The 22,120-nt window shown below is 37.4% G+C and carries 15 protein-coding genes, 1 other RNA gene and 1 other annotated feature; of the genes, 15 read left to right on the top strand and 1 reads right to left on the bottom strand.

The features are described from left to right. Nucleotides 1-4: 4 nt before the first annotated feature. The 9 genes from HMPREF0877_RS08610 (at nt 5) to HMPREF0877_RS08570 (ending at nt 12,261) form a co-directional block, all read left to right on the top strand. Nucleotides 5-1,798, top strand: a complete 1,794-nt coding sequence (locus tag HMPREF0877_RS08610) for an ABC transporter permease (protein WP_002828958.1) — start codon at nt 5-7, stop codon at nt 1,796-1,798. A gap of 257 nt (nt 1,799-2,055) precedes the next feature. Then, a complete protein-coding gene (locus HMPREF0877_RS08605) occupies nt 2,056-2,934 on the top strand; it encodes an ROK family protein (RefSeq protein ID WP_040761114.1) in 879 nt (292 codons plus the stop codon). Between the two features lie 110 nt (nt 2,935-3,044). After that, complete coding sequence (locus tag HMPREF0877_RS08600) at nt 3,045-3,314, top strand: hypothetical protein (protein ID WP_002828956.1); 270 nt, start codon at nt 3,045-3,047, stop codon at nt 3,312-3,314. Between the two features lie 214 nt (nt 3,315-3,528). Then, a complete protein-coding gene (locus tag HMPREF0877_RS08595) occupies nt 3,529-4,359 on the top strand; it encodes an undecaprenyl-diphosphate phosphatase (RefSeq protein ID WP_002828955.1) in 831 nt (276 codons plus the stop codon). A gap of 498 nt (nt 4,360-4,857) precedes the next feature. Next, entirely contained in the window at nt 4,858-6,534 is a 1,677-nt protein-coding gene (locus HMPREF0877_RS08590) for an aryl-sulfate sulfotransferase (RefSeq protein ID WP_002828954.1), read from the top strand. A 75-nt stretch (nt 6,535-6,609) separates the two neighbouring features. Continuing rightward, entirely contained in the window at nt 6,610-7,944 is a 1,335-nt protein-coding gene (locus HMPREF0877_RS08585) for a C1 family peptidase (RefSeq protein ID WP_002828953.1), read from the top strand. Nucleotides 7,945-8,058: 114 nt separating this feature from the next. Continuing rightward, nucleotides 8,059-8,637: a hypothetical protein gene (locus tag HMPREF0877_RS08580; protein WP_002828952.1), complete on the top strand. Its 579-nt coding sequence runs from the start codon at nt 8,059-8,061 to the stop codon at nt 8,635-8,637. A 93-nt stretch (nt 8,638-8,730) separates the two neighbouring features. Next, nucleotides 8,731-8,966, top strand: a binding site (T-box leader). A 228-nt stretch (nt 8,967-9,194) separates the two neighbouring features. Beyond that, a complete protein-coding gene (locus HMPREF0877_RS08575; protein WP_002828951.1) occupies nt 9,195-10,037 on the top strand; it encodes a 2-keto-4-pentenoate hydratase in 843 nt (280 codons plus the stop codon). 199 nt (nt 10,038-10,236) lie between these two features. After that, nucleotides 10,237-12,261: a KUP/HAK/KT family potassium transporter gene (locus HMPREF0877_RS08570; protein WP_002828950.1), complete on the top strand. Its 2,025-nt coding sequence runs from the start codon at nt 10,237-10,239 to the stop codon at nt 12,259-12,261. A gap of 1,196 nt (nt 12,262-13,457) precedes the next feature. Here the strand turns inward: HMPREF0877_RS08570 and ssrA are convergent. Beyond that, nucleotides 13,458-13,822, bottom strand: a transfer-messenger RNA (tmRNA) gene (gene ssrA / locus HMPREF0877_RS10025). Between the two features lie 194 nt (nt 13,823-14,016). Between ssrA and HMPREF0877_RS08565 the strand changes: the two genes are divergently transcribed. The 6 genes from HMPREF0877_RS08565 to HMPREF0877_RS08540 all read left to right on the top strand — a co-directional run bounded on the left by HMPREF0877_RS08565 (nt 14,017) and on the right by HMPREF0877_RS08540 (nt 22,109). Further along, nucleotides 14,017-15,003 carry a GMP reductase gene (locus HMPREF0877_RS08565; RefSeq protein WP_002828947.1) on the top strand — a complete coding sequence of 329 codons (987 nt, stop codon included), beginning with the start codon at nt 14,017-14,019 and terminating at the stop codon, nt 15,001-15,003. A 220-nt stretch (nt 15,004-15,223) separates the two neighbouring features. Continuing rightward, the gene (locus HMPREF0877_RS08560; protein WP_002828946.1) at nt 15,224-16,276 is read left to right on the top strand and encodes a mechanosensitive ion channel family protein; all 1,053 of its coding nucleotides are present in this window, start codon (nt 15,224-15,226) and stop codon (nt 16,274-16,276) included. Between the two features lie 164 nt (nt 16,277-16,440). Then, a complete protein-coding gene (locus HMPREF0877_RS08555) occupies nt 16,441-17,799 on the top strand; it encodes a cytosine permease (protein ID WP_040761113.1) in 1,359 nt (452 codons plus the stop codon). Between the two features lie 39 nt (nt 17,800-17,838). Then, a complete protein-coding gene (locus HMPREF0877_RS08550; protein WP_002828944.1) occupies nt 17,839-19,926 on the top strand; it encodes a DNA topoisomerase in 2,088 nt (695 codons plus the stop codon). An 18-nt stretch (nt 19,927-19,944) separates the two neighbouring features. Further along, nucleotides 19,945-21,186, top strand: coding sequence for a cytosine deaminase (codA, locus tag HMPREF0877_RS08545; RefSeq protein WP_002828943.1), 1,242 nt, complete (start codon nt 19,945-19,947; stop codon nt 21,184-21,186). Nucleotides 21,187-21,380: 194 nt separating this feature from the next. Then, nucleotides 21,381-22,109 carry a response regulator transcription factor gene (locus tag HMPREF0877_RS08540; protein WP_040761111.1) on the top strand — a complete coding sequence of 243 codons (729 nt, stop codon included), beginning with the start codon at nt 21,381-21,383 and terminating at the stop codon, nt 22,107-22,109. The last annotated feature ends 11 nt before the right edge of the window (nt 22,110-22,120 follow it).

Genomic DNA, 22,120 nt, shown 5'->3' with positions numbered 1-22,120 from the left:
TCATATGTTTGGAATTGCTTTAAAATCATTGCGTTCTAAATGGCGTGATTATATTGTTTTATTTGTTGGCTTGATTATTTCGGCAGCAATTTTTTATATGTTTAGTGCAATGGCCACTAATAAGGCATTTTTAGAAGCGAATGCGGTTGTGTCACAAATTACAGTAATATTTGTCATCGGTGAAGTACTGTTAGGCATGATTACATTTGTCTATTTAAATTTTGCAAATGGTTTTTTGCTAAGAATTCGTCAATCTGAATATGGTTTGATGTCCATGCTTGGGGCAACTAAAAAGCAAATTGGTTCCTTGTTGCTAAGGGAAACGTTAAGTATTGGTGTTATAGCAACAATCATTGGCATTCTTATTGGATTTGGTTTAACGGCACTAAGTAGTCACTACTTAATGAATCTCTTAGGTGTCCAGCTACACCATTGGCAATCTTTTTCAATAAAATCTATCGTTACAACATTAGTATTTTTTATTGTTTTATTTACACTAAATGGTTTGTATAATCGTCGTCGTTTGCGTAAGCAAGATACATTAACACTATTATTAGCTAATAAACAGGTCAACCAACCTAAAGAACGTAAGATACTTGATCCTTTATTTGGTTTAATTGGGCTCTTATTACTAATTGCGAGCTTTGTCTTGATGCCTAAGATTGCCAAAATTGGTTTATCTGGGTTTGTTGTCATTTTGATTTTAAATGTTTGGGGAACGTATTGGTTTGTTAGCCGAACATTAAAAATGGTAACAAGCTGGGTGCGTGGTTCAAAATATAGTTTACGTGGATTGCGTGCATTTATAAACGGACAGCTTTCATTTCGATTACCAGACTATCAACGGATATTATCATCTATTGCTGTTATGTTCGCTTTGGCTTTAGGAGCTATGTCAGTTGGTCAAGGATATTATTTGATGTTACCTAGCCAAGCTGAAAAGGCCGATCCATTGACTGCGGCTTATGTGACAAACAAGATTAGCACGGATAATTTGAAGGGAATTGCGTGGAATCAATCCTACCATTACGTTGTTAAAGGACAAACGATTTATTTCAATGCTGAGGAGTTCAATGAACAAAAATTGCCAGCGAAGGTTTGGTCAAAAGATGGCTCAAGCTGGCGAACAAAATGGTTAACAGGGAATCAATTACGTGATGAACCAGAATCGGATCTAACGTTGACTTCGGTTGCTAATCAAATCTTGAATACACGTTTTGGTGCAAAAGTAGTTGTTGCAGAAAATGCATCAGATATGCAGGCGCATGGTACGACAACACATACTGTTCGTATGGTTAAAGTGACAGATATGATGGCCAATGAGCAGGCATTAGCGCATAATATGAAATTGCAAGAAAAAATTACAGGCATCAAGCCAGAATTTGCAACTGGATCATATGCAGAATACAAACAATTAAAGGGGATTTTCGGTGGTGTCGAGTTCATGGGAAATTTCTTAGGTATTGGCTTTTTGGCAATGTTAGCAGCCACATTAATGTTTAAGACATTATCGGGTGTTGCAGATGATAAGAAACGATATCGTGTATTGGCAATGATTGGAACAAGTGAAAAAAAGATTACCAAAACAATTGCCACTGATTTAGGAATTCTATTTGTTATACCGATGGTAATCGGAATTTTAGACGTCGTATTTGGGTTACAAATGTTTGCGCCATTAATGGCTGGGACAAGCAATGCATACCTCGGTTTTGGACCTTCCTTAATTGGTATTGGCGGTCTATATATTGTTTACTATGGGTTAACGGTTTGGATGTATCGACGATTAATTAAAAAGTAATTCGCCATTTTTTCAAAGAATACGTTATAATAGGAGCATATTCAAAATGTTGTGGAGTTAATAACGAAAGTTAAAGACATCGATGCCACACAGAAAACGTCTACCTAAACGCGCAAGGTAGGCGTTTTTATTTGGATGAAAGGATCAAAAGCGTAAACGTTTGTGATGCTTTTACATCAATATTTGTAAACGTTTGCAATTATAGAAATAATCGATTAGAATACCAGTATACTATGAAATTTAGGGGGAATTGCCAAATGGCATTACTTGGTGCAATTGAAGCAGGTGGAACAAAGTTTGTGGTGGCTGTCGCGCCAGTCGAAAAGCCGGAAGCTGTGGTGGCTCGTGAAAGCTTTCCAACAGAAGATGGTGCGTCGACTATCAAAAAGGTACAAGAATTTTTTGATCAATATGAAGATATTGCTGCAATTGGCATTGCTTCATTTGGACCAATTGATGTCAAACCTGATAGCCAGACCTATGGCTATGTTTTAGATACACCTAAACGAGGCTGGTCAGGTTATAATTTCCTCGGTGCCATGAAAACTTGGCGTGATATACCTTATTATTGGACAACGGATGTTAACGCTGCTGGTTGGGCGGAATATGTATCAGGATCAGCTGCTGATGTGGATAATGTCGTGTATCTAACGGTGGGAACTGGTATTGGAGCAGGTATTATTGCCAACGGAGAATTTGTTGGTGGTTACTCACACCCAGAAGCTGGTCACATTATGATGGCTAAGCATCCCCAAGATAACTATGAAGGGCATTGTCCTTTCCATGGTGATCGTTGCTTGGAAGGATTGGCAGCTGGACCGGCTATGGAAGAACGCTGGGGTGTTTCGGCGAAAGAACTACCAGATGATCATTTAGCATGGCAAATAGAAGCTTTTTATTTGGCACAGGCGGCGGTCACTTATACTGCTACATTGCGCCCAGAACGTATCGTCTTTGGTGGCGGGGTGCCACACCGTGATATTTTGTTACCAATGGTACGACAGTCATTTGCCGAACAATTACATGATTATTTAGCCGTACCAAAATTAGAAGATTATATTGTGTCTGTTGGTAATGGTGATAATGCGGGAATTTATGGATGCTTCTATCTTGCAAAAGAGTTATTGGTAGACTAAACACTACCACAATTATGGTACGAATAACGTCAATTTTTGGAAATCAACGTGAGATGCGTTATAATGGTTGGGTTACACAATATCATAGCCAATAAAAAGTGAGAAGTAATATGTTAACCGTTATTAAGCAGTATGAGGATAGAGATGTAATTATTTACGATTATTACATTGAAAATCGACAAAATGTTTATGCTGATATGGGTCATATTACAGTGAAATCTATGGGCGGTTTTGCAACATGGCGAGCCGTTAATGATAAGAATGAGAAATATTTGAAACAAGCACTGACAGCCCTTGTGATGAAAAGAAATCAGAACGGTGGTGTTTATCCAGATATGATAAAAGTGTTGCTTGGAGACAAAAGAGAATCGACAAAGTAGGATGAACCATCTTACCTAGTTGTAGGAAGAAGTTGGAACAAAAGAAAATGTTCCAACTTTTTTATGTTAAAAATGTTTGGATTATAGGCCTATAAATTCGGAACGTGCACTCTTTTTTAACCGTCATCCATAGCCATTTTTCCTTGACACTATTATATGGTGTATGGCATTCTTAAATTTGGTTACTAAAATCTAAGCATATAGAGGTTAAAAAATGTTTGACATTATTAAAGCAATTATTCTGGGAATAGTTGAAGGAATTACAGAATTCCTACCGATCAGCTCTACTGGTCATTTAATTTTAGCAAATGAATTTATCCAGATGAAGCAGTCAACACAGTTTACGGATATGTTCAATGTTGTGATTCAATTAGGTGCGATTTTTGCAGTTGTGGTGATTTACTTCCATAAGTTGAATCCATTTTCTCCTAAAAAGAATTCATTGGAAAAACATGATACTTGGATCCTATGGTTAAAGGTGTTGGTTGCTATTGTGCCATCAGTTGTTCTAGGATTGTTATTCAATGACTGGATGGATGCACATCTGATGAATTGGCAAGTAGTGGCTGCTATGTTGCTAATTTATGGAATTCTATTCATTGTTATTGAAAATCGTAATGATCGTCTCACACCACGTTTTACGAATTTAAGTAATTTGCCATACCAAACAGCATTTATTATCGGAATGTTCCAGCTCTTATCATTAGTTCCTGGAACATCAAGATCTGGGGCAACCATTTTGGGAGCCATTCTAATTGGTACGTCTCGTTTTGTTGCAACAGAATTTTCATTTTTCCTTGCAATTCCAACGATGTTTGGTGCATCATTACTAAAAATCGTGAAATATTTTAGTCATGGTGGTGCGTTTACTGGTACACAAACCATGGTGCTGTTGACTGGAACAGTTGTATCGTTCGTTGTTGCTTATCTATCGATTAGATTCTTGCTTAATTATATTAAGAATAATGACTTTAAAGCATTTGGTTGGTATCGAATTATCTTGAGTGTTTTGGTAATCGCATATTTTGGCTTTTTTGCAAAATAAAATTAAATATTGATTAGAAAAATGATTGAGTTTATCATTTAATGTGCTATACTTATGGTAAGTCATCAACCTTATTCATATTTTCTACTCTTAAATAGATGATGGATAGTGATTTTGGGTTACCTTGTTGGTACCAAAATCACTTTTTTATTGGTTTTTCAAATTAAAGGTTTCTTTTAGGCTGATTTATATTTTATTTAAGTCGCTGGCCTTATCATAAATACTGTTGATAAGGAAAGCCCATTCCTATCAACAGCCCACACTCATAGAAATTTACCTAACCGTTTAAAGTGATGATGCTTTAGACAACCTACTCCTTAATAAAGATCGTTGGTTATGTTTAATAGCCAACTTGATCCAAAAACGTCTATCTTGCCCGGATAGGCGTTTTTGTATTCATAAAAAAATACTAATATTCTGGCCGATATATTGATTTCACGTGAATGGTCCGCTATTTTAGACGTTAAATAGATATTTATAGTCAAAAAGGGGTTAGATATGGGTGATTATTTAAAAGGAAAAAAGTGGGGGCATTGGATTGGGGTTGTTGTATTTGTTATCGTTGTTTGTGCAGGTGGCTTTTACGGTCACAAGGTATATCGTGAAAGTCATCCAAAACTATTAACAGAGACACAAATCAAAAATAACTTAGGCATTCATTTGAGTAGACAATTAATTTCGAGTCAAAAAAATCTAGAAAAGAAATATACACATGCGGAGGAAGATTCGGATTATACAATTGAGCATATGTTTGTAAAGACAAATCCGTATAAAACCTCGCCACTAACTGCTCTCGCTATTTTTCATACAGATCAGGCAGCAAGAGTAAGTTATACGGTTGTTGGTAAAACAAACGGGACATCCATCAGTAATGATACAACTAAAAATAGTAAAACTCACCGCATTAATGTGGTGGGGTTGTACGCTAATACGGCAAATCGAGTAGAATTTACGATAACTTATGCTGATGGACATGTTCAGAAGAAAACCATAATGGTACAAACACAAGCATTACCCAAAAGTTTAGCTAATATTAATATTCAAGTGAAAATGGCTAATAAGGAGCAAATGGCGATTGGAAAGAACGGTTTAACCGTGTTTACCCGTACAACAAAAGAGCCATTTGCTATTGATGCCGATGGGCAGATACGGTGGTATTCAACTGAATATAATCAGCATATTTTTAAAACTTTAAAGAATGGTCATTTGTTGATTTTGAGAAAACAGAATAATAGTCAACTTGTTTATAACGATCTTGTTGAGACAAACTATTTAGGAAAGATTTACCGCAATTATCAATTTAGTAATAAAACATCATCAACTGAAAATTTGAAAGCCAAGCATAAGTCAGACGTAGAAACAACTGCTATTCACCATGATGTTATTGAATTACCAAACGGGAATTTATTAGCTACCGTTTCTGATGGATCAAAGTTCATTGAGGATACGATGGTTGAAATCAATCGTCAAACAGGTAAAGTGGTACGGGTTATTGATTTGAAACGTATTTTCCCAATGGACATGTATGCACAATATGATGCAACGAAACGTTCTGATGGGAAAGTTGATTGGTTACATCAAAACGCAATCAATTATGATAAAAAAGATAACAGTATTATTATCTCATCACGTCATCAGGATTTAGTAATGAAATTAAATTATGAAACGATGCGTCCAATCTGGATTTTATCTGGAAAACCAAAAGCAGATTGGCCAAAAAAGTGGCAAAAGCATGTGTTGCGTTATGCTAATGGAACAACTATCAATGGTGGACAGCATGATGCACGTGTCATTCCTGGTTCACAAAAAGACGGCCAAGAAACTATTTCTATCTATGATAATAATTATGCTGTGTCATATGGTGATAAAAAGACGACCAAGAAATATTCAGCAGGCCGTGAATTAAGAATCAATTTGAAAACAATGACTGCGAAAGAAGTTTGGTCTTATGGACAGGCATTGGGGACGGCTAATTTCACAGATCGAATTGGTTCAAATCGATTGTTGGCTAATGGTAATTTCTTAATTGATTTTGGTTACTTAAATGCAAAAAATGGGGATGCTTCTAATATTGTGGAAGTAACTCGTGAAGGTTATCAGGTGTTTAATGTTGAACTTTCTAATTTGCAGTCTAAGGGTTACGTTTATCGTGCTTACCGCATTCATATCTCGTAGCCTATGGGTGTCATATTGCATATTAGGATTGAAAGGGATAAACTTAAGTAATTATGAGAAAAAGGTGGTTAAAAAATGAGTGAAATTACCCAAGAGCAATTAACAGCATTTAAAGAAGCTGTGAATGAAAGCCCCAAGGCCGCAGTTTTACGTGGTGCAGTGACAACGAATGGTATTTTGAAGTCAGCACGTGATAACCAACGTGCCGGTGAATTGACACCAACATTTAGTGTTGATTTGGAGAGCTCACCAGTTGCTAATCAATTGCAATCGGGACGTTGCTGGATGTTTGCAGCGTTGAATACAATGCGCCATGATATGAAGTCAGTCCATGGCTTACCTGGTGATTTCGAGTTATCACAAAGTTACACATTCTTTTGGGATAAGTTGGAGAAGGCAAATTACTTCTACAACAATATTGTGGCAACGGCAGACAAGCCAACTACTGATCGTGAAGTTAGCTTCTTGCTAGCTACGCCACAACAAGATGGTGGGCAGTGGGATATGATTGTTGCAATCATAGAGAAGTATGGTGTTGTGCCACAATCAGCTTTCCCAGAGTCACAAGCATCATCTCATTCTGCTGAATTCAACCGTTTGTTCAATGGTAAGTTGCGTAAAGATGCAATTGCGCTACGTCAATTGGTTGCGCAAAACGCTTCAGATGAACAAATTTCAGCTAAGCTTGCAGCATTCAATAAAGAGAATTATCGTATGCTATCACTAACATTTGGAGAGCCACCTTTGACTTTCGATTTCTCATTCCGCGATAAGGATAATGAGTTCCATCGTGAGCAAGCAATTACGCCACAAGACTTCTTTAAGAAATATGTTGGTTGGAATCTAAGTGATTATATTTCAATTATTAATGCACCAACAGATGACAAGCCATACAACCAAACTTATGGTGTTAAAATGTTGGGTTCAGTTGTCGGTGGTCGTGATGTTAAGCATTTGAATCTTGACTTAGCAACGTTCAAAGAATTAGCAATCAAGCAATTATCTGCTGGGGAGAACGTTTGGTTTGGTGTTGATATGGGACCAAAGTTAGATCGTGTCGCTGGCTTGATGGACACAGAATTATATGATGAAGATAGCCTATTCGATATCGATTTCAGCATGACCAAGGCAGAGCGCTTGGATTATGGTGATTCATTGATGACGCACGCCATGGTTTTGACTGGTGTTGACCTTGTCGATGGTAAGCCAACAAAGTGGAAGGTTGAGAACTCATGGGGTGATAAGAATGGCCACAAGGGTTACTTTACAATGTCTGACGAGTGGTTTGACCAATTTACTTATCAAGTTGTTATTAAGAAGGAATTCCTTCCTGATGAATTGCGTGATGCTTATGAAAATGGCACACCAAAAGAATTAGCACCATGGGATCCAATGGGTGCATTAGCATAAAAACTATTAAATGACCGAAGTTGTCCAATCAATAATTGGTAATGACTTCGGCTTTTTTGTGGCAGATGATTTATGGTATAGTGGTTATCAAAAATAGACAGTGATGGAAAAATTATGTTAAAAGATGATCTAAAGCAAAAGATTATGGCAATTAATGCAACATTGGATATCAAACAATTAAATCCAATTTTGGAACCTATTTTAATGGCGGGGATGCGTCGGGGATATGAAGCAGCATATTTATTGATTATTGGATTAAGTGAAGGTGTTCAGCCAGATGATCAACCAGCGACTTGGATCGATCAAGTAGAACATACTGCTGATAAGGAATTTGCAAAACTTATTACCAATGTTCATGAAAATGATTCGCAACAAAATGAAGTAGCGACACAAATTAATAGTATGCTGGCAGAAGAATATCATGCAATCACTTCACATCATGATAATCAATTAGTGATAGAAAGTGTCATTATGCCTTATTTTAATGGCTGGTTTTTGGGTTATTACCATGCCTTGTTAACGTTGGTTGTTGAAACGCAGGCAGCAAAAGATACACAAAGCAAAGGTTTAAAGAAGCAAATTTCTAATCAAGCCATGCAAGCTGTCGAAAATGAGCGAACAAAGTTTCAACATCAGATGTTTTATCAAAATGGTGTTTTAAAGGATATTTTGTCTATTTTAGAACCGAGATAGTACGACAAAAGATATCTTGAAGCCGACCGTACCATAAAAAGTTGACAAGAAAAATTTTCTGGTGTAAATTAGCATCAATAATTAAATTCAAATTAAAAAGCAATGAAGAGAAGCTCATTATTTGTTAGCGATAAGAGAACTGTTGGTTGGTGCGAAACAGGTTGCGATAATTAATGACGATCATCTCTGAGCTATGTCGTTGAAATTTTATTAGATGGCATTGGGTGCACCCATTATAGTGTCAGCGTATTACAAATGTTGTACGTGAGAGATAATGCTAGTGATAGCATTATAAATTAAGGTGGTACCACGCATACAGCGTCCTTTTAACTATTTAACCAGGTAGTTAAAAGGACGCTTTTTAATTTGAATGGCATTAATTGTATTTTAGGGGGTGAGGACAGATGGAATCGGTGATTCAAAGCGCAAAAGAGAGTCCTAGTCAGATTAGTCTTTTGTCGCATTTAACACATAGTATGAACGATTTTCGAGTCATGAATTATTATTTATTTGTCCTCAAAGTACAGACATAAGTGGGAACAAATAAATCAAATTTAATGGAGGATACACTTATGAATCAGACAATGTCACAAACACTTACTAAAGAAAATGAATTATCAACAGCTGAAAATGAGTTAGCAGAGAACTTGTTTAATGCATATCAAACACACGAACCCTTGCAGCAATCTGCCTATGAGGGCGTCGTTACGGATGAAGAGACTGCCTACCGAGTACAACATCGGCTAACTGAATTAAAAGATGAGGCCGTTGGTGGCTACAAGGTATCGCTTACTAGTCAAGAAACCCAGGATATGTTTGACTCGGATTCACCGCTATATGGTGCCCAGGTTAAAAGTCACTTTGTTTCATCGCCCACAACGCTATATCGAAGTGACTTAATGGAGCCATTAGCAGAGGTTGAGATGTTATTTACAGCTAAAGAAGACCTTAGCAGCGAAGATTCCTTAGTAGAGTTACTTCACAAGACAAAGGTTGCGCCGGCTGTTGAAGTGCCTGATTCACGTTTTAGTGATTGGTTCCCAAGTCTGTCAAAATATATGGTAATGTCAGATGCGGCGGTTGGTGGTTATGTTGTTTATGGTAATGAGGTGGACACGGATAAACTGTTCACCGATGTTGATGAGTTGGCCAATGTCACATGTGAGTTATTCCATGATGGTAAAAAACTAAAAGATGGCAGTTCGTCTGAAGTTTTAGGGAATCCACTACATTCACTCCATTGGTTAGTCGAAAAACTTGAACAACAGGGAACCCCATTAAAAGCTGGACAACGTGTTTCAAGTGGTACATTCTTATTACCGGAATCATTAGGAAATGGTAGTTGGAAGGCAACTTTCGATAAAGGTCTAGGCGCAGTGTTCTTTGATGTTGTTGATTAAACTGGCATTGGTAGGTAACAAATATTTAAATTTGGCGAAAAGTCTTTCGTGAATTTTAAGCTGATTGAGTCGGAATATATTTATATCCTGGCTTTTTTGATGGAATTATTGGTTGCTTTATAAAATGTTTGGCGGTACTATACGGGGGTATTAATTAGAATTTCAAAAATTTTTGATCCAACTTGGAGGCAAATTAGTAATGCTCAAGCAATTTGAACGTGTTTCATTTGCAGGAATGCTAGTTACGTTAGGAATTGTATACGGTGATATTGGAACGTCACCGCTATATGTCATGAACGCCATAGTTGGTGATGCTGGTAAAATGGGCCATACATCACCGGATTATATTATCGGTGCCATTTCGTTGATTTTTTGGACGTTAATGATTATTACGACGTTAAAATATGTGGTTATTGCCATGCAAGCCGATAACAATCATGAAGGGGGCATCTTTTCACTTTATGCATTGGTAAGAGCAAAAGCAAAATGGCTCATTTTTCCAGCGTTAATTGGTGGTGCCGCTATTTTAGCCGATGGTACATTAACACCAGCAGTAACCGTTACTTCAGCCATTGAAGGGTTGCGTGGACAGCATCTGGGGTCAATATCATTTGGGAATGCGCAAAGTGATGTCTTGTTAATTACAACGTTGGTATTATTGTTGCTATTTGTTATTCAGCGTTTTGGTACAAGTACGATTGGAAAAGCTTTTGGACCAGTAATGATATTATGGTTTGGCTTTTTAGCAGTTTTTGGTATTGTCAACATATTAGGATACCCAGCAATCTTAAAAGCTTTGTCACCATACTACGCCATTACGTTGTTATTTAGTCCGGTTAATAAAGTTGGTATTTTCATTCTGGGAAGTGTTTTTCTGGCAACAACAGGTGCTGAAGCTTTATATTCTGATATGGGGCACGTTGGTAAGAAAAATATTTATGCAACATGGCCATTGGTCTATGGCGCATTGATTTTAAATTACTTAGGTCAAGGTGCTTGGATTATTAATCACGCACATGATCAGGCATATGCTAATCTGTCAAATCTTAATCCGTTTTATGAAATGCTGCCTGGTAATTGGCGAATTTTAGGCATAGTACTTGCCACTTTGGCTGCTGTTATTGCTTCGCAGGCGTTAATTACAGGTTCCTTTACATTAGTTTCTGAAGCAATGGGATTAAAATTATTACCACGTTTATTGGTTAAGCATCCTAGTGATGTTAAAAATCAAATCTATATCGCTAATGTGAATTGGATTTTATGTATTATTACGTTGAGCATTGTTTGGTACTTTGGTAATTCACAAAAGATGGAGGCCGCATATGGTCTAGCAATTACTGTTACCATGTTAATGACAACCATATTGCTCTTTGAATTTTTGAAGGATCGTCTTAACCGGATTAGCGCATTTGGTATTGCGATATTTTTTGGGACAATTGAGACCTTGTTCTTGATAGCTAGTCTGGTTAAATTTATTCATGGTGGCTATATTACAGTATTATTGATGTTGCTTATTTTGTATGTGATGTGGGTTTGGTACTTTGGTAATAAGAAAAGAGAGCATTATGAAGTAGCAAGTGAATATGTGTCTTTACTTGATTACCGTGATCAACTGTCAAAGTTAAGTGATGATGAGACAGAACCATTTTTTACTACAAATTTGGTTTACATGACTAAAATTAAAGATGATTATCGAATTAAACGTAGTGCAATGTACTCTATTTTAGATCGGCAACCAAAACGAGCTAAAGTATATTGGTTTGTCACAGTAAATGAAACAGATGAACCATATGAAAGTAGCTACACGGTGGATATGTTGGATACGGACAATATTGTGAATGTGCAATTATATCTTGGCTTTAAACGATCTCAAGTGGTAAGTGTTTATCTGCATCAAATTGTTGCCAAATTAGTTGAACAAGGCGTTTTAAAATCACAAGTGCCAAAGTACTCGACTCAGATGGAGCGCAAAGTTGGCTCATTTAAATTTGTCATTATTAAGGAACAACCTGCGGATTTGGTTATTAATGATAAACTTAGTGGGCTAGACAGACGTTTGATTGCAGGTAGAATTTATCTACAAAAGATTACTGCTTCACCAACCACATGGTATGGCTTGGAATTCAGTAATGTGATTGAAGAGAGTGCACCATTGTTTATTAACTACACAAGTAACCAGTATGTTATGCAGAGAAAGATATATCATCGACAGACAAAGAAGTAGCTATTAATTTGTCAGATGATGATATTGTCGTTTCTTTTATATGTGGGTGGGGAACTTTACAAAGCGCCAGCCGAGATCATAAAATGTAGACATAAAAAAACTGCAAGGTGCATAAGACCTTACAGGCGATTGAGCTTGAGAGTGTGTTTTTGGGCAGCGCTGATAAATCTTTATGACTTATCAGCGCTTTTCTATAGCATTTTCCATTGAAAGCAAGTCTTGCAAACCAGTTTTATTTGTCTCTGATAATGACTGTATGTTTATTTGAGAGAGAGGGGTTACACCTGTTTGAGATAGGCGCTTTTCATTTGTCTTAGATAAACCTTTCCAATACATGAGATTGTCCTTTCTAAATTAGCGAGTATGATAATGTACCCAGTAATATTGTTGATAACGGGTGGGAACTGTTCATTTACAATATCTTTATACAACATGATAACATGCAAAATGCCGTTTGCTGTGAGAAAGTAAATAATCAGGTTGTTATTGAAAATCAATAAAATGAATAAGTGTAAGCAGTTATAAATAAATGCAAGCATCATATGGTCATTGCGCGTACGAGGACTTAGTCTTTACAAAGTAGGAACACACACCGTATAATAAGGGCATACAAAAAAAGCCCGTAAGGTGTGCGAGACCTTACAGGCGACAAGTTTAGAGTATGCTTATAAAGTTAGCGCTGATTAGTCTTTACGGCTTATCAGCGTTTTTCTTTATCTCGTAGGCTTTTGCTAAGTTGATAGCAAACTTACCCAGAGCGCCTAGCACAATAGCTATACAGATAGCTAGAGATACCATGCGAGCAACCTCCATAAGATTGTTGTATCATCATTACACCTCCAAATTTAGAGTGTGAAAAGGTGTATGTATACTCACTTACTTGTCATAGTTTCATTGAGTAGCTAACTCAAATTCACTACTTAATTATCATAATGGAAACGGATGAAGTTGTATATAAGTTAATTAATCGTAAGCACTGACATTTATTTGTTAGTGCTTTTTTATATTATCCAAACTAATCATTTACGAGTGATAAAGTGTTTACCTGAAAAGCCCACTAGGTTATTCGATTGAATAGCTTAGTGGGCTTTTTTGGGTTTCTACTATAAAAAGTAGACTATTAAATTTAAATTCGGCACTAATTCGGCACCAGAAACAACGTAAATACCGTTATATCAGCGTTTTTAGCTGGTATTAAATGGAGCCGAGGGGAGTTGAACCCCTGTCCTAACATCTTGCAACTGACACCTCTACGTTCATAGCAAAACGATTTAAATCTCACTTATCGCACGCCGTTTTGCCAAGTGATCGAATAAGCCAGCCTGATTATCCTCTTCTAAACTCCCGCAGACGGAGAGCGTTTAGCGCAGGTTGCTTAATTTGAGACTTACGATAGCACGCAACTAATACTAAAGTAAGCAACGCCAGCTGGTTTTTAGGCAGCTAATGCGTAGTTATTGTTTGAATTTTTTGCAGTTAATTCTACTGAGTGGATTATAGGGCCACAACCCCTAAACGCAGTACCAGCCCAAACAATGCTAGTCGATTCCGTAACGACCCCGTTAATAGATACTAGTATACCAAGCTTTTTGTAGCAGTACAAATACGATACGTCAGATGTTCTAGATAAACATTCGCATTTAATGAGTTAAAAATATTGTTTAATATTTTTAGTTCGTGTATAATCTATTACTGGTGGTTAAAATAATAAATAAAATTTAAAAACACGAACATTCATGCTTAGGAGTTTATAATATGGAATTTACGACCGTTTTTGACTATGAGGATATTCAACTAATACCAAACAAATGTATTATTAATAGTCGTTCAGAGGCTGATACATCAGTAAAGTTAGGAAATCACACGTTTAAAATACCCGTCGTGCCAGCAAATATGCAAACCGTTATTGATGATGCATTGGCAATGAAATTGGCTAAATCAGGTTATTTTTACGTCATGCATCGCTTTAACCCAGAAACACGTCTGGATTTCGTGCGAACTTTTCATGAAGAAGGCCAGATTGCTTCAATTTCTGTTGGTGTCAAGCAAGAAGAATATGACTTTATTGATCAGTTGAAAGCTGCAGATTTAGTACCAGAGTACATTACAATTGATATTGCCCATGGTCACTCAGATTCAGTTATTGAAATGATCAAGTACATCAAGAAAAATTTGCCAGAATCATTTGTTATTGCTGGAAACGTTGCAACACCTGAAGCAGTTCGTGATTTAGAAAATGCTGGGGCAGATGCAACGAAAGTTGGGGTTGGTCCTGGAAAAGCTTGCATTACCAAATTAAAGACAGGATTTGGAACTGGCGGCTGGCAACTGGCAGCTTTGCGTTTGTGCGCTAAGGCTGCAAAGAAGCCAATTATTGCTGATGGTGGCATTCGTTATAATGGTGATATTGCAAAGTCAGTTCGTTTTGGTGCCACAATGGTAATGATTGGTTCACTATTCGCTGGCCATGCCGAAACACCAGGTGACATTGTCGAGTTGGATGGTGCGAAGTATAAAACTTATTTTGGTTCTGCTTCTCAATATCAAAAGGGTGAGTATAAGAACGTTGAAGGTAAGAAGTTATTAGTACCTTATCGTGGCATGATTCAGGATACTTTGAATGAGATGGAACAAGATCTGCAATCATCTATTTCATACGCTGGTGGGCGCCAATTACGTGATTTAAGATATGTTGACTATGTCATTGTTAAAAATTCAATTGTGAACGGTGATTCATACTAAAAATCGTTTTATAATCGTGAGAAGTTGGGACAAAAGGAACTGTTCCAACTTTTTTAGTCAAAAATGACGCAAATCACGTGTCATATCGGCTTTCAAACGACTTTTGTCTCGCGCGCTCTTTTTTGAATCTTGTGAATTTGCGAAGAAGTTTGTCTTTTAGTTTTATGAAGCTAATAAATTAGGTATGATATTGTTATAGAAAAATTGAAGGGAGTCTTGTATGAAGCTTTTACAAAAATGGTTAATCAATAACTTTGATTGGCAGGCACTTGGACTCGCTTTGTTAATTATTATTTTGACAATTATTGTAACTAAAGGGATTGTTGGCGTCATCTTTTATCAAATTGAAAAGAGATTGTCTAAGCGATTCGCAATTTGGCGAGATGTGCTCGTTGCTTTTGAAAAGCCTGTCAAAATTGCAGTTTTATTTGCTGGATTCGTTTGGGCTTTACATACTGCTCGAGCACCGCATTTAATTCTGCAATACGTCGATGCAATTAATAAATCGGTTGTGATGTTTAGTGTGGGATATGGTTTATATTCATTAATGTCATCTCTCACTGATTTGTTCCAATATTTTGGTGCGAAAATTCATGTTGAAGTTGATTCGATTGTGATGCCATTCTTAAAGCGAACGTTACAATTTGTTGTGATGGCATTAACGATTACAATGATTTTGTCTGATTGGGGTATTAACGTTAATGGTGTGTTTGCCGGATTAGGTTTGGCAGGCTTGGCTGTTTCAATGGCCGCCCAGGACCCAATTAAAAATTTGTTAGGTGGTATTATCATTATTACTGAAAAACCATTTCAAATTGGTGATAATATTGAATCACCATCCGTTGCCGGAATTGCAGAAGATATTACATTTCGTTCGACCTTAGTGCGTACTTTAGACGGGGCATTAGTGGTTGTGCCAAATGCAACACTTTCTAACGAACCAATTACCAATTGGTCTCGAGTAGAAATACGTAAAATTCCATTAGTTTTTTATCTATCTTTGAAAACAGATACCAAGGAGTTGATTGCTGTTTCAGAAGAAACGATGAGAAAGTTATTAGTGGATGATCGTTTTGAAGAAGGTACAGCTAAGGCGTTTATTAATCAGGTAACACCTTATGGGTATGAGTTTAATGTTAATGTGTTTTTGAAAATGCTTCCAGATACTGATTTTCCCGGAGCACGGGCCGATGTTAATATGATTGTATTACGAATTCTTGCGGCCCATAATATACAGTTATCCGTTAATACGAAACAAATGCCACAGCAATGATTGACTTCAAATTCAGAAAACGGTATAGTTTAACACAATAAAATATTGCTTTTTTAATAGTCAGACGAGAGCTGACAAAGGAGCGCGTTGTAAACGAGATAACAAATTTAAATCGCGCCATATTTGTGGGGCGATTTTTTTATACTCTTATTAAGGAGAAAGAAATGGCAAAAGAATTTGGACGGGTGCAGGCAATAAATGAAAACCAGCGAACAATGTCAAACTGGGACATGTTTGCGACATGGATTGGTGCTAATGCGAATAATGGTACCTGGTATATTGGTGGTGTGATTGCAGCGGCCGGTATGTACACAGCATCAACGACACTAATTGTGACAGGAATTATGTCATATCTATTTCTCACGTTAGCTTCTTACATGGGATATAAAACAGGGCTACCGATGATGGCCTTAACAAGAGCATCGTTTGGATTGAAGGGGTCGTTTGGCCCATCAGTAATCAACATTGTGCAATTTATTGGGTGGGCAGCAGCTAATACTTTTATTGCAGCAATTTCGATTTCGGTAATTTTCAAGGACTTATTAGGTTGGACAGCTTACGCCAATGGTGGTAAAGCAGGTCTAGTCGTCGGAATTATTATTATGTCATTGTTACATTTAGCTTCTATTTCGCTAGGTGAAAAGTCTGTGCGACTGATTGAGCGAATTGGTATTATTTTGGTCATTATTTTTGTTGTTTGGGAGGCAGTTGTTGTCTTTCAAAATGTCTCACTAAATCAAATTTCTGCCTGGCAACCGCCTAAGTCAGTTCGTATCTCTTCAGGAACGGCAATTGATATTCTAGCAGCCTTTAATTTGGCTTGGGTGACAGCATCATCTGACTTCTCTAGGTTTGCTAAGAAAAATTCTGGGGCAACCGGTTGGTCATTTTTGGGGGCGAATATCGGTTTGTTTGGCTTTGCCTTTATTGGATTGCTAGCAACGATTGGAACTGCTGTGATGAATCAATCATTTGATCCAAATGATTCGGATCCATCAACGATTGCATCTAAATTGGGATTAGGAATTATTGCATTACTTGTCATTATTATTACATCAACGACTGCTAATGCAGTCAATTTAATGGCGGCTGGTTCTGCGTTGACTAATATGTGGCATAAATTAAAATTAACGCCCGCTTTATGGATTGTCACACTTATCGCCACGGCTGTATCGTTCATTCCGTTATTGTTTACGACTTTCTTGGATGCTTTCACGGCATTCTTAGACTATATTGGCATGTTTTTAGGTCCTGAAATTGCCGTCTTTTTGGTTGATTATTTTGTGATTCGAAAAGGAAAATATGAGTTGTCAGAATTCACAAAAATAGACGGTAAATATTGGTATCAAGGTGGTTTGAATTGGTTGGCAATTATCTCTTGGGTAATTGGTATCGTGCTATACTTTAGTTTAAAATCAGTTTCATGGTTAAGTGAAACGATTGGTGTAACTTTTGTGGCAATGCTTTTTTCAGGGATAATTTATTATGGGTTAACCTGGCTATTTAATAGTAAAGAAAAGTAATATTGCCAAATAAAACTTTGCTTTAAGGATTGAATTCAGATGAAATATTTAATTGTCACAGAGAAGCCATCTGCCGCTAAAAATTTTATAAAAGCGTTAGGTGGGAAGTCCGGTCAATATGCTGGCTATGACTATCAGATTGTTAATCTTCATGGTCACATGATGACTTTTAAGGAGCCAGAGGAGATGGTTAATGAAGATTTACGAACGGCTTATAAATCTTGGACGTTAAAGTATTTACCTTGGCAATTAACAGAGATGAATTGGCAGCGCACGTATTTAAAACAGCGTCAACCAAAGACCGGTCGTTTAAAATCAACGAAAACAGAGCTGACAGACTTACAACAAGAAAGTCGAAAAAACTATGATGCCATTGTGATTGCTACGGATACGGATCCATCAGGAGAAGGTGACTTGCTGGCATGGGAGGTCATCGATGCAATTAAGTGGCAGGGGAAAGTACTACGGGCAAATTTTGTCGATGAGGCACCTAAAAGTATTAGACAGGCGATGGCTAATTTAAGTGACGTTTCTGATAAGACACAACACGGTGCATACTTAAAAGGGGAAACTCGTAGTCGCTGGGATTTTGCATCCATGCAATTGACGAGAATTGCAACAACTTCTGCTAAAAAAGCTGGCTTTAAAGTTGTAGCGCGTGAAGGTCGTTTGAAATCAGTGATTGTTTGGAAAATTTACGAGCAAATGCAGAAAATTAAGCAGTATGTGAAACAGCCTTTTTATGAGGTTCGCTTCAAGGATCCAGCTGGGCACATATTTAAACGTTCGTTGCCAAAAGATGATCAGGTTGCTTGGCGGTATGCTGAAGAAGCACTTGCTCAAGTTGAAAAACAAAATTATCAACCGGCAGATGTCATTAATGAAAAGCATACGAAACGGCGACAAGCTCCTGATAAATTATTGGATTTGGCTGGTTTGGCAGCAATTTTGGCGCCACAGGGCTATGACAGTAAAGAGGTACTGCGAACGTATCAGAAAATGTATGAAGCACAAATTGTTTCGTACCCAAGAACTGATGATAAGTCGGTCACCCCAGAACAATTTGCAGAACTGTTACCAAAAGTTGATCAAATTGCTCACTTAGTTGGGGTTGATAAACAACTTTTGACGCATCGACAACCGCGTGCAACGCATGTCAAACCACAAGGGTCACATGGGGCTAATCGTCCCGGATTGAATGTACCAACAAGTATGCAAGCTCTATCAAAATATGGTGGGAGTGCCGCTGCAATTTATGAAATTTTAGCTAAAAATTATTTGGCGATGTTGGCCGAAGATTATATTTATGATCATGTAACAGCAGAATTGAAGCAATATCCTAGCTTCAAAACAGCATTTAATATACCAATCGCCAAAAATTATAAACTTGTTTATGATGCACAGCAGGCTTTACAAGATAATCAAGTTGATGAGGTGCAAAATGATGCAACAGTCGGACCTAAAGCAGATCCGTACATCTATGAGGGCACTAATAAAAAGCCAAGTTATCCCACAACAAAGTGGTTAATGGCCTTTTTGGAAAAAAATAATGTTGGAACTGGAGCGACACGTGTTTCAACTTTGTCGGAGATGAGTCAGGGAAATCGTAAAATGATGACTGAAAAAAAGGGGCGTCTGACGCTTACTGAAACCGGCAATGTTTCTGCTATTATGGTTGCGGGAACGTGGATTGCATCCCCAAAAATTACCAAAAGGTTATTTGAAATAATGAACGAAGTCGGTGAATTTAAGGTAACGATGGTAAAAGCGTTAGATTCAGTAACTCAAGTTGTTCAGCATGACATGCCAATCATGGTTGAAAATGCTCAGCAATTGGTCATTGAATTAGGGAAACCCAAAATTAAAAATGCGGGAACAACAAAGAAAAGCTCTGAAAAAATTAAGGGACAATTTAACGGTCAAAAAATTAGTTTTGCTAAAACGTGGAGTGACCATACTTTTTCGGATGAGGAAGTGCAACACTTGCTTAATGGTGACGAAATTAGTTTTGAGGCGAAAACAAAACGCGGAAAAAATTATACGGCAACCGGTTATTTAGCAAAACAAACATATAAAGGGCATTCATATTATGGTTTTAAACTGAAGCCAAGAAAAAATAAAGGGTAACTAATAAGGAGATTAGGTATGTTAATTAAACAAGTTGTGATTGAAAATGCTGAAAAATTGCAGGATGTGCGGGTTACAGATGGAAAATTTGCTGCAATTGATGATTTTTTAACACCAATTGCGGGTGAACAAGTTATCGATGCAACAGGAAAATTAATGATCCCACCCTTTGTTGATCCGCATGTTCATCTAGATTCAACAATGACTGCTGGACAACCCGAGTGGAACGAGAGCGGTACTTTGTTTGATGGTATTCGAATTTGGGGTGAACGCAAGCAGACCTTATCCCATGAGGATGTTAAGCAGCGAGCAATTGCGGCTTTGAAAATTCAAGCGACGCACGGACTACAGTTCGTCCGATCACATGTTGATGTGACCGATCCAGATTTAGTTGCTTTAAAGGCATTACTAGAAGTGCGTGAAGAAGTTAAGCCTTGGATGACTTTACAATTAGTTGCCTTCCCACAAGAGGGCATTTTGTCTTTTCCTAATGGTAAGGAATTAATGACTAAGGCGGCTGAAATGGGAGTAGATGCAATTGGTGCGATTCCTCATTTTGAATTTACTCGTGAATACTCGGTGGAATCATTGCATTTTGCATTTGACTTAGCTAAAAAGTATCACTTGCTGATTGACGCGCATACAGACGAAATTGATGACCCAGCATCACGAGGATTAGAAACATTAGCTATGTTAGCATTAGAGACAGGATTGAAGGAGCGGGTGACTGCATCACATACGACAGCAATGGGGTCTTATAATGATGCTTATGTTTCTAAACTCATGCGACTGTTGAAAATGGCTGATATTAATTTTGTGGCTAATCCATTAATTAATATGTATTTAGGTGGGCGCTTTGATACATATCCAAAGCGTCGTGGGTTAACACGTGTTAAAGAATTAGATGCTGAGGGATTGAATGTTGCCTTTGGAGAAGATGATATAAAGGATCCCTGGTATCCAATGGGAAATGGCAATATGATGGATGTCCTACATATGGGGTTGCATGCAACACAGATAATGGGCTATACAGAAATCATGAACTCATACCGTTTTATTACTAGTCAAGGTGCGCGGACGATGCAGGTTGCGGAGAATTATGGTATTGAGGTAGGGAAGCCAGCAAACTTCTTAATCTTTAATGCCGCTAATTGGTATGATGCCTTGAATGAACGAGCAGAATTACTATATTCTGTTCATGAAGGGCATGTTTTAGTAGAAACAAAGCCAGCAGATGTGCATGTAAACTTGCCAAAATAAGGTGAAATAGGTTGGGACATTTTCTTTTGTTCCAACCTATTTTTCCTTACATTAATGGTATTTTAGGCAAAAAATGTTTGTCAGTGTTGCAGTGATGAAATAACGATTTGAAAAGTTTTAAGAAGCATCGTTGTATAATAGAAATTAAAGATTTATGGAACAAAAAAGTGCTGATGGTGGATATAGGTAAAAACATGAAATTGTTAATGATAGAAGATAATACGTCCGTGTCAGAAATGATGGGGATGTTTTATAAAAAAGAAAAATGGGATGTCACCAATGCCTACGATGGTGAAGAAGGACTTAAGTTATTTAACGAGAACGCACAGACATGGGATGCTGTCATCTTGGATTTGAATCTTCCAAAAGTTGATGGGATGCAAGTTGCTATGAAAATTAGAGAAGTGTCTGCAGAAGTGCCTTTAATTATGCTAACAGCACGCGATTCTGATTCAGATCAAGTACTTGGTTTTGATGTTGGTGCGGATGATTATGTTACAAAACCATTTAGTCCAATTACATTGATTGCACGAATCAAAGCCATTCATCGGCGGGCAATGATGCAACCTGTCAGTCATGAAGAAGGCGTAATTGACGATTTTGATGTGCAAACACGAACATTTAAATTAAATTCAAGAACACGGGAAGCCTATCTAAATGATGTGTTGATTCCGGATTTAACTCCAAAAGAGTTTGACTTATTACGTGTGCTTTCAAAAAAGCAACGTCAGGTATTTTCACGCGACCAACTATTACAATTGGTATGGGATTATGAGTATTTTGGGGATGAGCGCACTGTAGATGCTCATGTGAAAAAGCTACGTCAAAAAATTGAAAAAGTTGGTCCTCAAGTGATCCAAACCGTTTGGGGTGTGGGGTACAAATTTGATGATTCAAATGTACCTGAAACACCAATGAAATAATGATTAGAGAT

This window comes from Weissella paramesenteroides ATCC 33313 (genome assembly GCF_000160575.1).
GTDB lineage: Bacteria > Bacillota > Bacilli > Lactobacillales > Lactobacillaceae > Weissella > Weissella paramesenteroides.
The sequence above is the reverse complement of the archived record's forward strand: the minus strand, read 5'-3'. Positions and strand labels throughout refer to the sequence as shown.

What these genes read in the sequence shown, in the direction of transcription:
- HMPREF0877_RS08610 (WP_002828958.1), top strand. Translation starts at nt 5, where the DNA reads ATGTTTGGAATTGCTTTAAAATCATTGCGTTCTAAATGGCGTGATTAT.
- HMPREF0877_RS08605 (WP_040761114.1), top strand. Translation starts at nt 2,056, where the DNA reads ATGGCATTACTTGGTGCAATTGAAGCAGGTGGAACAAAGTTTGTGGTG.
- HMPREF0877_RS08600 (WP_002828956.1), top strand. Translation starts at nt 3,045, where the DNA reads ATGTTAACCGTTATTAAGCAGTATGAGGATAGAGATGTAATTATTTAC.
- HMPREF0877_RS08595 (WP_002828955.1), top strand. Translation starts at nt 3,529, where the DNA reads ATGTTTGACATTATTAAAGCAATTATTCTGGGAATAGTTGAAGGAATT.
- HMPREF0877_RS08590 (WP_002828954.1), top strand. Translation starts at nt 4,858, where the DNA reads ATGGGTGATTATTTAAAAGGAAAAAAGTGGGGGCATTGGATTGGGGTT.
- HMPREF0877_RS08585 (WP_002828953.1), top strand. Translation starts at nt 6,610, where the DNA reads ATGAGTGAAATTACCCAAGAGCAATTAACAGCATTTAAAGAAGCTGTG.
- HMPREF0877_RS08580 (WP_002828952.1), top strand. Translation starts at nt 8,059, where the DNA reads ATGTTAAAAGATGATCTAAAGCAAAAGATTATGGCAATTAATGCAACA.
- HMPREF0877_RS08575 (WP_002828951.1), top strand. Translation starts at nt 9,195, where the DNA reads ATGGAGGATACACTTATGAATCAGACAATGTCACAAACACTTACTAAA.
- HMPREF0877_RS08570 (WP_002828950.1), top strand. Translation starts at nt 10,237, where the DNA reads ATGCTCAAGCAATTTGAACGTGTTTCATTTGCAGGAATGCTAGTTACG.
- HMPREF0877_RS08565 (WP_002828947.1), top strand. Translation starts at nt 14,017, where the DNA reads ATGGAATTTACGACCGTTTTTGACTATGAGGATATTCAACTAATACCA.
- HMPREF0877_RS08560 (WP_002828946.1), top strand. Translation starts at nt 15,224, where the DNA reads ATGAAGCTTTTACAAAAATGGTTAATCAATAACTTTGATTGGCAGGCA.
- HMPREF0877_RS08555 (WP_040761113.1), top strand. Translation starts at nt 16,441, where the DNA reads ATGGCAAAAGAATTTGGACGGGTGCAGGCAATAAATGAAAACCAGCGA.
- HMPREF0877_RS08550 (WP_002828944.1), top strand. Translation starts at nt 17,839, where the DNA reads ATGAAATATTTAATTGTCACAGAGAAGCCATCTGCCGCTAAAAATTTT.
- codA (WP_002828943.1), top strand. Translation starts at nt 19,945, where the DNA reads ATGTTAATTAAACAAGTTGTGATTGAAAATGCTGAAAAATTGCAGGAT.
- HMPREF0877_RS08540 (WP_040761111.1), top strand. Translation starts at nt 21,381, where the DNA reads ATGAAATTGTTAATGATAGAAGATAATACGTCCGTGTCAGAAATGATG.